At 59.8% G+C, this 13162-nt stretch carries 8 protein-coding genes; 6 read left to right on the top strand and 2 right to left on the bottom strand.

Annotated features, from left to right (window positions below):
* Positions 1 to 14: 14 nt before the first annotated feature.
* From MHY08_RS05160 to MHY08_RS05145, 4 genes are read left to right on the top strand one after another with little or no spacing between them, the layout of a single operon-like run.
* Positions 15 to 1739 carry a glycerol-3-phosphate dehydrogenase/oxidase gene (locus tag MHY08_RS05160; RefSeq protein WP_239228402.1) on the top strand — a complete coding sequence of 575 codons (1725 nt, stop codon included), beginning with the start codon at positions 15 to 17 and terminating at the stop codon, positions 1737 to 1739.
* A 3-nt stretch (positions 1740 to 1742) separates the two neighbouring features.
* Positions 1743 to 2480, top strand: a complete 738-nt coding sequence (locus MHY08_RS05155; RefSeq protein WP_239228403.1) for an MIP/aquaporin family protein — start codon at positions 1743 to 1745, stop codon at positions 2478 to 2480.
* 28 nt (positions 2481 to 2508) lie between these two features.
* Positions 2509 to 4056, top strand: coding sequence for a glycerol kinase GlpK (gene glpK / locus MHY08_RS05150; protein WP_239228404.1), 1548 nt, complete (start codon positions 2509 to 2511; stop codon positions 4054 to 4056).
* 22 nt (positions 4057 to 4078) lie between these two features.
* On the top strand, positions 4079 to 4909 hold the full coding sequence (locus MHY08_RS05145) for a Cof-type HAD-IIB family hydrolase (protein ID WP_005327047.1): 831 nt from the start codon (positions 4079 to 4081) through the stop codon (positions 4907 to 4909).
* On the opposite strand, the gene MHY08_RS05140 is transcribed toward MHY08_RS05145, so the two are convergent.
* Positions 4906 to 6825: an N-acetylmuramoyl-L-alanine amidase gene (locus MHY08_RS05140; protein ID WP_239235659.1), complete on the bottom strand. Its 1920-nt coding sequence runs from the start codon at positions 6823 to 6825 to the stop codon at positions 4906 to 4908. The two genes, MHY08_RS05145 and MHY08_RS05140, sit on opposite strands and share 4 nt — an antisense overlap.
* 146 nt (positions 6826 to 6971) lie before the next feature.
* Here MHY08_RS05140 and glf point away from each other — a divergent pair, with 146 nt between their 5' ends.
* Together glf and MHY08_RS05130 are read left to right on the top strand one after the other, a co-directional pair.
* Positions 6972 to 8168: a UDP-galactopyranose mutase gene (gene glf, locus MHY08_RS05135; protein WP_040425343.1), complete on the top strand. Its 1197-nt coding sequence runs from the start codon at positions 6972 to 6974 to the stop codon at positions 8166 to 8168.
* 261 nt (positions 8169 to 8429) lie between these two features.
* Positions 8430 to 9926: an ATP-binding protein gene (locus tag MHY08_RS05130; RefSeq protein WP_239235657.1), complete on the top strand. Its 1497-nt coding sequence runs from the start codon at positions 8430 to 8432 to the stop codon at positions 9924 to 9926.
* On the opposite strand, the gene MHY08_RS05125 is transcribed toward MHY08_RS05130, so the two are convergent.
* On the bottom strand, positions 9923 to 13141 hold the full coding sequence (locus MHY08_RS05125) for a type I restriction endonuclease subunit R (RefSeq protein WP_239235656.1): 3219 nt from the start codon (positions 13139 to 13141) through the stop codon (positions 9923 to 9925). The genes MHY08_RS05130 and MHY08_RS05125 overlap by 4 nt on opposite strands.
* Between the last annotated feature and the right edge of the window lie 21 nt (positions 13142 to 13162).

Below are 13162 nucleotides of genomic sequence, written 5' to 3'. Positions count from 1 at the left end.
AGATGCGGTCAGTAATGACCCAGCAAAGCAACCAATCCTTTAACCCCGAATACTTTGAAAATCTATGGAATGGGTACGCGGATGAGGACTACGACGTAGTCATCATCGGTGGCGGTTCCGTAGGCGCTGGTGCGGCAGCGGACGCCGCTACCCGCGGCCTCAAGACCGCCGTCATTGAGGCGCGCGACTTCGCCGCAGGTACCTCTTCTCGCTCCTCCAAGATGTTCCACGGTGGCCTGCGCTACCTGGCCATGTTTGACTTCCGCCTGGTGGCGGAGTCCCTCAAGGAGCGCGAGCTGAACATGTCCACCCTGGCACCCCACCTGGTGAAGCCGCTGAAGTTTATCTTCCCGCTGACCCACCACGTATGGGAGCGCGTGATGATGTTCGGTGGCTTTACTCTTTATGACCTCATGGGTGGCTCGAAGAGCGTGCCAATGCAAAAGCACCTCACCCGCAAGGGCGTGCTGAAGGTGACCCCGGGTCTGAAGGACGATGCCATTGTGGGCGGCGTGCGCTACTACGACACCTTGGTTGATGACGCCCGCCACACCATGACCGTGCTGCGTACCGCCGCCGAGTACGGTGCCGACGTGCGTACCAATACCGAGGTCATTGGCTTTGACAAGGACCGCGGCGGCCGCATCGTAGGCGCCAAGGTGCGCGATACCGCCACCGGCCGCGAGACCACCGTGCGCGGCAAGGTCTTTATCAACGCCACCGGTGTGTGGAATGACAAGATTCAAGAGATGGCCGGCGTGGAGGGCAAGTTCACCGTTCACGCCTCCAAGGGCGTGCACATCGTCGTGCCGAAGGATGCGCTCGATGCAGACGCAGCCCTGTGCTTCGTCACCGAAAAGTCCGTCCTCTTCGTTATCCCGTGGGGCGAGTACTGGATTATCGGTACCACCGATACCGATTGGGAAAAGGGCCTATCTTTGCCAGATCCGGCACCAACCAAGTCCGATATCGACTACATCTTGGACCAGGTTAACCAGCGCGTTCGCCGCAAGATCACTCGCGATGACATCGTGGGCGTCTACTCCGGCCTGCGCCCGCTGCTGTCCGGCAAGTCCGATTCCACCACCAACCTTTCCCGCAACCACGCGGTTGCGCGCGTGGCCCCAGGTATGGTCTCTGTCGCCGGCGGTAAGTACACCACGTACCGCGTCATCGGTAAGGATGCCGTGGACCTGGCAGTGGAGGAGCTGGATACCAAGGTCCCAGAGTCCATCACCGAGCAAACCCCGATCCTGGGCGCCGCCGGCTATCACGCCTTGGCCAACCAGGTCCCATCCTTGGCTCGTCGCTATAACCTGAGCGAGAAGTTCATTGAGCACCTGCTCGGCCGCTATGGCTCCCTGCTGGGTGAGGTTTTGGCACCGGCAGCAGAGGATGCCTCCCTGCTCGAGCCAGTTCCGGGTGCCGAGTCCTACCTGTGGGCCGAGGTCCGCTACGCCGTCACCCACGAGGGTGCATTGCACTTGGAAGACATCTTGTCCCGCCGCCTGCGCATCGCCATCGAGTACGGCGACCGCGGTGTGAATGCCGCCCCGGCCGTTGCTGATTTTGTAGCACCGCTGCTGGGCTGGAGCGACGCCGACAAGGAGCGCGAGGTATCCCAATTCAAGGCCCACACGCAGGCCGAACTTGAAGCAGAAGCTGCGGTAACTGACCGTGAGGCCAATGACATTTTGGTGCGCGCAGGATCCGCCCGACCCACCCAAAACGAGGTATAAGTTATGACCGGATTTGATGCATTCCTGTGGGAGTTTATCGGCACTGCGTTGCTGCTCCTTCTAGGCAACGGCGTATGTGCGCTGGTAAACCTGCGCACCTCTGGCGCACGCGGCTCCGATTGGATCGTTATCGCCCTGGGGTGGGGCATGGCGGTCTTCGTCGGCGCGAGCGTGGCCGATCCCACGGGCGGGCACCTTAACCCCGCCGTCACCGTAATGTTGGCCGTCAATGGCTCGCTCGAGTGGTCCCTGGTTCCGTACTACTTACTGGGCCAGATCCTCGGCGCTATCCTCGGTGCCATCCTGGCGTGGGCTGCCTTCAAGCAGCTTTTCGACGCCAATAATTACGACGACGCCGGAAACGTCACCGGCGCCAATAAGGACACCAACGGTATCTTCTTTACCAAGCCGGCACATCCTAAGAACGGCTGGAATGCGGTGACGGAGTTCATCGCCACCTGCGTGCTGTTGATGTTCATCGCCTTCGGTCCCACCGGCGGCGAGCTTGGCCCAATGAGCTACTTCGCTGTTGCTTTCGTTGTGGTGGCGGTCGGCCTGTCCCTTGGTACCCCTACGGGTTATGCCATCAATCCGGTCCGTGACCTGGGCCCGCGAATTGCTTATGCATTCATCTTGCCCATCCAGGACAAAGGCAGCGCGAACTGGGGCTATGCTTGGGTCCCCATCGTGGCCCCGTTGGTCGCGGCCGTAGCCGTTGGCCTGTTGTCCGTTGCGCTCTAATTCCATCTTCGTATAGGAGACTAGACACATGACTAACAAGAAATACGTCGCTGCTATCGACCAGGGAACCACGTCGACGCGCTGCATCATCTTTGACCACAACGGCGAGCAGGCTGCCGTTGGCCAGCTCGAGCACGAGCAGATCTTCCCCGAAAAAGGCTGGGTAGAACATGACCCAGAAGAAATCTGGAGCAATACCCGTCGCGCCGTCGGTGAGGCTCTTGCCAATGGCGATATCACCGTCGAAGACATTGACTCGGTAGGTATCACCAACCAGCGTGAGACCACCGTGGTGTGGGATAAGCACACCGGTAAGCCGGTCTACAACGCCATTGTCTGGCAAGATACCCGAACCACCGCTATCTGTAAGGAACTCTCGGGTGAGGAAGGGCCAGAAAAGTGGCGCCGCCGCACCGGTCTGATTATCAACTCCTACCCGGCGGGACCGAAGGTGAAGTGGATCCTCGATAACGTCGAAGGTGCCCGCGAGCGTGCCGAGGCAGGCGATCTGCTCTTCGGCACCATTGATAGCTGGCTGCTGTGGAACCTCACTGGCGGCGCGGAGGGCGATGCCGGCCGCGAAGCGCTGCACGCCACCGACGTCACCAATGCCTCCCGCACTTTGCTTATGGACATCGAAAAGCTGGAGTGGGATGAGGAATTGTGTAAGGAAATGGGCATCCCGATGTCCATGCTGCCGGAGATTCGCCCGTCCCTGGGTGATTTCCGTACCGTGCGTGAGCGCGGCTCGCTTTCCGGCGTGCCTATCCGCGCCATCCTGGGTGACCAGCAGTCCGCGATGTTCGGCCAGGGTTGCTTCCGCGCAGGTTCCGCAAAGAATACCTACGGAACCGGCCTGTTCCTCCTGCTGAATACGGGTACCACCCCGAAGTTCTCCGAGAACGGCCTGCTGACCACCGTCTGCTTCCAGCGCGAGGGCGAGCGCCCCGTGTACGCGCTTGAGGGATCTGTATCCATGGGCGGTTCCCTGGTGCAGTGGCTGCGCGATAACCTGCAGATCATTCCCAACGCTGCGTCCATCGAAAACCTGGCGCGCGAGGTTAAGGACAACGGCGGCGTTTATATCGTGCCGGCCTTCTCCGGACTCTTCGCTCCGTACTGGCGCCCGGATGCCCGCGGCGTCATCGTGGGCCTGACCCGCTTTGCTAACCGCAAGCACTTGGCTCGCGCCGTGCTCGAATCCACCGCGTATCAGACGCGCGATGTTGCCGACGCTATGGTGGCGGACTCCGGCGTGGAGATTACCGAGCTGCGCGTGGATGGTGGCATGACCATGAATGAACTGTTGATGCAGTTCCAGTCCGATATCCTCGGCGTGGAAGTACACCGCCCGAAGAATATCGAGACCACCGCCACCGGTGCTGCCTTCGCGGCAGGCCTGGACCACGGCTTCTGGGATGACCTCAGCGTCTTGGGCAGCCAGACCGGAGACATGAAGGTATTCAAGCCGAAGCGCGAAAAGGAAGAGGTAGAAGGGCTCTACCGCGACTGGAAGCGCGCTATTAAGCGCTCCCTGGAATGGGAGGATAACGAGGACGAGGACCTGAACATCTAAGTCCTGACGTAAACTCGCGGGTATGGAGAATTTCCCAGCCCGCGCGCCTCGCCTCATCGCGAGCGATATTGACGGCACCCTGCTGGACCGCAACCATCGCGTCCCGCGTCGCAATCGTGACGCCGTGGCGCGGGCAGTCCAACAGGGTGCCTATTTTGCGCTTTCTACCGGTCGTCCGTTCCGCTGGATTGCCCCGGTGCTGGAGCAGCTGCCCGTGCGGCCGGTATGCGTAACCTCGAACGGTGCTGTGTTGTATGACTCCGCGGAGGATCGGGTGATGTCTGCCCATGAGCTTTCGCCCGCCGCGTTGGCGGAAGTGGTGGACGTGGCCCAGACGGTACTGGGCACCGTAGGCTTTGGCGCGGAGCGGGCAGGGGGCTCGCTTGCCGACGCCGTCGAGGACCTCTTCGTAGTCGAGCGCCACTATTCCGAAAACGCCCTGTTTGAGGGCTTCGGCGTGGTCAGCATGGGCGAGCTAGTGGGGCAGCCGGCGGTAAAGTTCCTCATCCGCAACACGGACTACTCCGCCCCAGAGCTCTATGAGCTCATTGCGCCGCACATCGATCCGGAGCTTGCGCACCTGACCTATTCCATGCAGGAAGGAATCTTGGAGGTTGCCGCGCCCAATGTGACTAAGCGCCGCGGGGTGGAATGGCTGGCGGAGCACACCGGCGTCGCCCAGCAGGAGACTATTGCCTTTGGGGATATGCCCAACGATATAGAGATGCTGACGTGGGCCGGCTGTGGTGTGGCCATGGAAAACGCCCACCCGGAGGTTAAGGCGGCCGCGGATGCGGTCACCGTGGCTAACCACCAGGCGGGCGTCGCTAAGGTGCTAGAGCGCTGGTTCTAGTCGGTGAAGATGTCTACCTTTTCCGTTTCGGTGTTGTAGACAATCTCGCCACCCTGGAACTTCACGCGGATTTCCTTGCCATTCTTTTCCTCGTTGGAGGTAGGCAGGCCGAGCTTGGAGGCATTATCGCCCTCGGACCACTTCTTGGCAATCTCACCCGTCAGGGCCTTGGTGCCGGACTCCTTGGAGGAGAGCACCACGCCATTTTGGAAGAGCTGGTAAAGGATCTTGCCGCCATCGGTGGTGTCCGGGCCGCCGACTGCCAGGCCTAGGACTGGACCGAAAGCGTTGAGGACGGAGGTCCAAGATTCCTTCAGGCCTTCGTTGCTGGAGACCTGGACAACCTTATTGACAATCTCCGGGATATCGCCGGTGGTCAGGTTGCCCGCCACCTGCTGATCGGTGTCTGGCTTTTGTACGCGGTCGCTGGCGATGAGCACGCCGAAGACGGCAGCAGCGATGCCGGCAAGGGCGGAGATGGTCGAGACTGGGACCTCGACGTCGCCCAGCGAGGACGTGATTTCTTCGCCCACCTGCTGCGGGGTCTTGGGGATATCCTGCGGGGTCTTGGGGGTATTGGACTGTGGAGACTCTTGCCAGTTCAGGTCCGTGCTGTTCTTGCCGGACTTGATGGCATCCGCCTTGCGCTTGGTATTCTTTCGAATCTCGTCCCAGTGGCGCATGGTGTACTGACCTGGGCAGGCGGTGTTGTGGAAATCATTGTGGCCTGCGAAGGCCGGCACGGTGGCCGTGGTTCCGGCAGGGAACTTGGAGCCGTAGAAGCCGCCGGAGTACAAGCTGGCCGTGCCCATCGGGTCGATGCCGGAGGTAGCAGCCTTCCAGCCTGCAATCTCGGCGACGGAGTTGAGCATCTCACGAGACGGCTCCGCTGTCTCGTAGTTGCCAATCATGGAAATGCCCCAGTTATTGGAGTTGAAGCCGCCCACGTGGGCGCCTTGTACGGCCTTGTCCAAGCCGCCGTAGCGGCCTTCGTAGATGGTGCCGAACTTATCCACCAGCACGTTGTATCCGATATCGCACCAGCCCAGGTTCTGCGCATGATACTCGTAGGCGCCGCGTACCTGTGCCGCTGCCTGTGCGCGGGTGTAGTTATTGGTACCCGCGGTGTGGTGCAGGGTCATGGCCTTGATGCCATCGTCGTAGGTTGGCTGCTGGCAGCGCTTAGATTCGTCTGCGCCCCAGCCGGCGCGGGTGACCACCTTGGGCATGCCCGCGGTTTCTGCGGTGGGCTCGATGGCTTCGCCTTCCTGGGCGTTGCCGTCGATAAACACGGCGTCGAGATCCGCAACCTGGGTGCGCTCATCGGCCACGGGGGAGATATCGCCGACGTTGTACGCAAGCGGCGCGGGGCGGTTGGCATCAGCGCCCTTGGCGGCCTTGTCCAGGAGGGAGTCTTCCTTCTTGTCGAGGTTGGAACCGGTCACGAGGTCAACGTTGGCCATAGAGACCTGCACATCGTTGGTATCGCCCACGAAGATGAGCTCGGTGCCGTTCTTGCCCTCGGTGTAGTTCATTGCGTCCATGGGCAGCCATTCGCTCCAGGAACCGTCCTGCTGCTTGGAACGGACGAAGGAGTTGATATCTCGCTTGCCCTCCCAGGTGACGGCGAACATGTTGAAGGTTTCGTCGCGGTGGAACTGCTTGACCGCGCGGCGGCTTTCGCCGTCGCCCTGTGCGGCTACGGCTGGGTCATCGACGACGATGGATTCGCCGTCACTGAAGCTAGAGGAGGAATTTTTGACCTCAATGGGACCACCGTTGCCGGAGTCTTGAGTCTTGAGAACTTGCTGTCCGCCGAATGCGGCCGTAACGGCGAGCGCGATGGAGGTGACCGCCGCGATGACGGGGGTGGACCACTTTGACCTGGTGGGTACTAGTCGACGTCGTTGTTGCACTGTTATCTCCCTGGGGTTGTGCAGCTGTAAAAACGGTTGCCAAAAGTTAAGAGTTGATAGTGATGGTACGTTTGTGACTTCTGTGAAATCTGTTGCGACACGCCGATGCGCCGTGTCAGCTGCCGTAGTGCAATAAAGTGGAGGCCATGACTTCTTATGACCTCATCGTTGTTGGCTCTGGATTTTTTGGTCTAACGGTTGCCGAGCGCGCCGCTAGCCAGCTGGATAAGAAGGTGCTCATTGTGGAGCGCCGCAATCACCTCGGCGGCAATGCCTATTCCGAGGCCGAACCCACCACCGGAATCGAGGTGCACAAGTACGGTGCGCACCTCTTCCATACCTCTAATAAGCGCGTGTGGGACTACTGCAATAAGTTCACCGATTTCACCGACTACCAGCACCGCGTGTTTGCCATGCACGATGGCACCGCCTACCAATTCCCAATGGGCCTGGGTCTTATCAACCAGTTCTTTGGCCGCTACTACTCACCGGATGAGGCCCGCCAGCTCATTAAGGACCAGGCCGGCGAATTCTCCCCGGAAGAGGCACAAAACCTGGAGGAAAAGGCCATCTCGCTCATCGGTCGCCCACTGTATGAGGCCTTCATCCGCGATTACACCGCAAAGCAGTGGCAGACAGATCCGAAGGAGCTGCCAGCCGCGAATATCACCCGCCTGCCGGTGCGCTATACCTTCAATAACCGCTACTTCAACGACACCTATGAGGGCCTGCCGGTCGACGGCTACGCGGCATGGCTAGAAAACATGGCTGACCACGACAATATTGAGGTCCGCCTGGATACCGATTGGTTCGAGGTGCGCGAAGAGCTGCGCGCCGAGTCCCCAGATGCGCCCGTGGTCTACACCGGCCCACTGGATCGCTACTTTGATTTTGCCGAGGGCGAGCTGGGGTGGCGCACCCTAGACTTTGACTTGGAGGTGCTGGATACCGGCGACTTCCAGGGCACCCCGGTGATGAACTACAACGATGCGGACGTGGATTACACCCGCATCCATGAGTTCCGCCACTTCCACCCGGAGCGCAAGGATAAGTACCCGAAGGATAAGACGGTCATCATGAAGGAGTATTCGCGCTTCGCCGACAAGGGCGATGAGCCGTACTACCCCATCAATACCCCAGAGGACCGCACCAAGCTGGAGGCTTACCGTAAGCTCGCCGCTCAGGAGTCGAAGGATAATAAGGTTCTCTTTGGTGGCCGCTTGGGCACCTACCAGTACCTGGATATGCACATGGCTATCGGTTCCGCGCTGTCCATGTTTGATAATAAGCTCGCACCATTTTGGAACGAGGGCAAGGCTATCGAACAGGAGCGTGGCCACTAAGCCGAACTTCGTCAACAGAACACTTAACACTCATACACCACCCAACACACCACACTATGGAGTGTTGGGTGGTGTGTTGTATGTAGTGTTGTGTAGTGTTGCGCAGACCGAGAAAATTATGATTGAACTGCGAAAACATCCTGAGCTGTGAGAATTTCGGATGAGGAACACGTGCGAACACTACACAACACACCACAGTGTGTGTAGTGTTGTGTGTAGTGTTTGAGGGCGTTCAGGAGCGTTGAGCGCTGATAGGGGTGAGTGATTGTGGTCTGGGATGATGACCAGGCGGAGATCGCCGAGATCATTGGAAGCCTGCGATCTCAGGACACCGATACGCGCGCTGTCGAGGTCAAGGCAGCTGCGGGAGGTTTTCCCAAGAAGCTCGTTCGCTCTATCTCTGCCTTTGCTAACGGGACCGGTGGAATCATCATCTTGGGGCTGGATGAAGACAACGGGTTCGTTACGGTACCAGGCTTTGATGCTACTGCCATGGCGGATGCCCTGGCTGGCGCATGCGCAGACCACGTGACCCCGTCGGTTCGCGCCCAGATCGACATTGTTGAGTGGGAGGGCGCGAGCATTGTCGTTGGCACCATTCCCGAATGTGCTCCTTTTGAAAAGCCTTGCTGGGTCGTTTCCCAGTCGAAGTATCACGGCAGCTATATCCGGGTCCATGATGGGGACCGCGTACTAAAGCCATACGAGATTGACCGGCTGGAGGAAAACAAGACCCAGCCGGAATGGGATCTGGAGCCGGTTGCGGATGCTGACATCGACGATCTGGATCCTGACATTGTGGCCGAGATCTTGGCCCGCGAGCGCTCCATCCATGAACGCATTTTTGGACGGTTGAGCGATGAAGAGGCGATGTTAGCGCTCCACTTGATTACCCGGAACGACAACGGAAAACTAGTGCCAACTTTGGGCGGGCTTATGGCAGCGGGCACTTACCCGCAACAGTTTTTCCCGCGGCTCAACGTGACCTTTGCAGCATATCCCGGCACTGATAAAGCGGCCGGGATGGGCAAGCAGCGCTTCCTCGACAACGAAAGTCTGGTGGGGCCCATTCCGGTGCTGGTCGCGGATGCCGTGCGGGCAGTCCGACGCAATATGCGCGTCGGAGGCGTAATCGAGGGAGTCTTCCGTAAGGACTTGCCGGACTATCCTCCGGAGGCCGTGCGTGAGGCAGTCGCTAATGCGCTTATGCACCGTGACTATTCGCCGCAGGCGCGGGGCACGCAGGTACAAGTGAACCTGTATGTCGACCGGCTGGAGATCCTCAACCCCGGTGGTCTTTATGGAACGGTCACCGTTGATCGATTGGGCACTGCGGGTATGTCTAGCGCGCGCAATCAGCATTTGTCTGCGTTGCTGGAGGTGACTCCTGCCGGTGACGGGGATGGGTACGTTGCGGAAAATCGTGGTACCGGATATATCGAGATTCTCGACCAATTGGAGCAGCAGCTGCTGCCGCCGCCGGTACCACGGGATTCATTGACCGAATTTGAACTCACCTTTGTGCGGCGAAATCCGACTACCCCGGAGCGCACCGCGGCGTTGGGTGGCGGAACCCGCGAGCGCGTGCTCGACTATCTTCGCGAACACAGGACAGCGTCCAGTCGCGAATTGGCAGGGGCTGCGGGGCTGTCCCTCAACGGCGTGCGCAGGACCATCAACGAACTTGTTGAGGAAGGCGTCATCGTGCGCACTGAGCCGCTGAAGAGCCCGAAGCAGCGCTATCGGCTGCAGGGCTAACCACGGTGTTCAACGTCACCTTGTTCGCGCGCCGCCGCTGAATACCGTGGCGCGAATTTCTCCATCTGTTCAAGCACGAGCTTGATGGCCTCCGGCGCCTTGTCCGGTGGATACTTGTAGTCGCGTAGCAACCTGCGGACCGAGCGGCGTAGTTTCGCACGTACGTCGTCGCGTACTGTCCAGTCGGTCTTTGCATCGCGCCGCAGCATGGAAACGAGCTGGCGTGCGATTTCAGCAAGAACTTCGTCGTCCATGAGCTCGGTTGCGGATTCGTTTGTCGACACCGCGTCGAAGAAGGTGAGCTCGTCATTGCCTAGTGGCGGGGTGAATTGTTCACCGCGTTTGCTTTCCTTGACGATCTCCTTGGACAGGCGGATGAGTTCGGCGATGATTTCAGCGGCCGTGAGCTGCTGATTGGTGTACCGATTCATCAGCTCAGTGATCCGCTCGGAGAACTGCTTGGAGCGCAGCTCGTTGTTTCCTGTGGCGGTGCGGGCTTCCTGCTGGAGCTGGCGGCGCAACGCATCAATGAGCAACGAGACCTCCGAGGGCGATTGTTTGTCCTTGAACAGGTCGACGGTGAGATCCTGCAAGTTCGGAATCTCAATCCCGGCCTGGCGGTAGATGTCGATGACACCGGTGGCCTCAGCCGAATCAACGACCAGCTTGCCTAGGGCGTTGCGGATGGAGTCGCTAATTGGCTCGCCATTGGCCACGCGGTCGCCCGCATCGAGCTTGATGAGCCAGTTCTTGACCTCGGAGTAGAACCGCACGCTGTCGCGGTATTCCTCGGCGTCGGGGCTGCCCGAAGCTAGTGCCCAGGCACGCGCGAGCCTTCCAGCCTGACGCTTGAACTCATCAGCGACGGGACGCGCGTTTGGCTTCTCGGGGTCGTAGTTGCCTTCGGTTCTTGGATTGCGAAGGAAACCAGTGACATCGAGCAAGGCACGGCGAAGGTTGGCGTCATCGATGAAAGCGGTGTTCTTCCATTCGATTCCCACAATGTCGTCGAGACGAGCCAGGAATCCCTTCGCCAGATTGAGCGATTCTTCGACGTCCTGTCCCGTGACCTTCGTGCCGTCGTCGGAGGGGTTGAGCGTGAACTCAGCCAGAGCCTTCTCCAGGTGCTCGACCAGCGGAGCATAGGCGACAAGGAGGCCATCCTGCTTGTCGCGGAACGTGCGGTTGACGCGGGCGAGGGTCTGCATGAGCAGTGCACTCTTGAGTGAACGGTCAATGTAGAGCGTGTGTAGCGGCGGTGCGTCGAAGCCGGTGAGCATCATGGACTGAACGATGGCGATTTCCAGCTCGTCGTCGACGTCCTTGATGCGGTTCTTCACGGCCTTGAGCGCGCTCGGGCGGCGCATATGGACCTTGAGCTCATCCGGATCGGACGGCGCGGCAGAGTAGGTGACCTTGATTTTTCCCTTGTCATCGGCATCCGAGTGCCACTCAGGGCGCAGCGCCACGATCTTGGAGTAGAGGCGTGCTGCAATGGAACGCGTGGCGGTGACAATCATGGCTTTGCCCGGTGCGCCGATGAATTCCCGCATGTTCTCGCGGCGGTCTTCCCAGTGGCGTACAAAGTCCTCAGCGAGCGCATCTAAGCGGTCGTCGGAACCGTAAATGATTTCCAACGCGGCGACGGAGCGCTGAATCCGTTCGCGCTCTACCTCGTCGAGACCCGTAAGTACTTCCTCAGCGGTGTCATCAATCTCGTCATCGGTAATTCCAGCAATGCGCTTGAGCGGGATGAGGCGTGGCTCGAAATACACGGGAACGACGGCACCGTCCTCGACGGCGCGGTTCATGTCGTAGACATCTACGTCGTCACCGAAGACCTTGCGCGTATCGCGGTCCCACTCCTTGAGCGGGGTACCGGTAAACGCCAGCATGGAGGCATTCGGCAGCGCATTGCGTAGGTGCTGTGCGTAACCGTCAGCCGCGGTATCGCCAAAGCCATAGTGGGAACGGTGTGCCTCGTCGACGATGACCACGATGTTGCTCCGGTCAGAGAGCAACGGGTGCTCGGTCTCACGCAACTCACCCTGGCCGTTCAAGCCAAACTTCTGGAGCGTCGAGAAGTAGATGCCGCCGGAAGTCTTCTGCGACAGCAGCTCACGTAATTCAGCACGCGACTCGATATTGCGCGGTGCCTCCGGAAGGATGGTGGACCGGTTGAAGGTCTCGAAGAGCTGCTCATCTAGCTCCGTACGGTCATTGAGCACGATGACAGTCGGGCTGAGCATCTCCGGCCGACGCATAATCTTGGCGGTGTAGAGTTCCATCTCCATGGACTTGCCGGCACCCGTTGTATGCCAGATGACGCCAGCGCGCTTGTCGCCGCGCGCCGCCGTGATCGTGGAACCCACAGCCTTGGTCACCGCGAAGTACTGGTGCGGCTTCGCGATGCGCATGACTAGCCCCTCGGCCGTGTCATCGAACGCCGTGAAGTCGCTGTAGAGCTGCCCAAAACGCTCCACATTAAACAGACCATCAAGCAACAGGTCCAGCTGCGTGACCGGCTCGCCGGCCACAACCATGTTGTTGGGGTCGACCGGGCTGCCGTCCTCATCCACGTTCCATGGCGCAAAGTGGTTCCACGGAGTAAACGGCGTACCGTACTTCGCGCTGAGGTCATCCGAAGGAATCACAATATTGGCGAAGCGGAAGGCCATGCCGAATTCCTTGACGTACGTCTGCAGCTGGTTGTGGGCGCCCTCGACGGAGGTATTCGCGCCCGTCTTCTTCAGCTCAATGAATGCCAGCGGCATGCCGTTGACGTAGCAGACCACATCGAAGCGACGTTCCCCATCGAGGTTCGCAACGGTGACCTGGTTGAGCGACAAGTAGTCATTCTTGTGCGGCTGCGAGGACAGGAAGTAGATGGTCGGGTTCTGGACGTTGCCCTCGTGGTCGATGTACTCGATACCGCGGTAGCCTTCCACAAGAATCTGGTGAATGCGCCGGTTCTCCGCAATCGCGGATTGCGACTTCGGCGTGATGACCTCACCGATGGCCTGGTCAAGGTACTCCTCCGGCACATCTGGGTTGAGGTTGCGCACGGCATTGCGCAGTCGCCCGCGCAGCACGATGTCATTCCAGGTGTCGCGCTCGCCGGAGCCCGGCGCAAAGTCCGGGCCGTGGCCGGCCTGCCATTCCAGTTCCGCCAGGTGGTCCTGAACAATGAGTTCGAGGGATTCTTCGCTCAGCATGAGCTTCTCCTTGGGGGTTGT

Origin of the sequence: Corynebacterium sp. ACRPJ (assembly GCF_022347345.1) — a bacterium.
In the GTDB taxonomy this organism is placed as follows: Bacteria; Actinomycetota; Actinomycetes; order Mycobacteriales; family Mycobacteriaceae; genus Corynebacterium; species Corynebacterium tuberculostearicum_D.
This window is presented reverse-complemented; position numbering and strand designations above follow the sequence as displayed.

Coding starts and splice junctions, on each gene's coding strand:
- MHY08_RS05160 (WP_239228402.1), top strand. CDS start 15: ATGACCCAGCAAAGCAACCAATCCTTTAACCCCGAATACTTTGAAAAT.
- MHY08_RS05155 (WP_239228403.1), top strand. CDS start 1,743: ATGACCGGATTTGATGCATTCCTGTGGGAGTTTATCGGCACTGCGTTG.
- glpK (WP_239228404.1), top strand. CDS start 2,509: ATGACTAACAAGAAATACGTCGCTGCTATCGACCAGGGAACCACGTCG.
- MHY08_RS05145 (WP_005327047.1), top strand. CDS start 4,079: ATGGAGAATTTCCCAGCCCGCGCGCCTCGCCTCATCGCGAGCGATATT.
- glf (WP_040425343.1), top strand. CDS start 6,972: ATGACTTCTTATGACCTCATCGTTGTTGGCTCTGGATTTTTTGGTCTA.
- MHY08_RS05125 (WP_239235656.1), bottom strand. CDS start 13,141: ATGCTGAGCGAAGAATCCCTCGAACTCATTGTTCAGGACCACCTGGCG.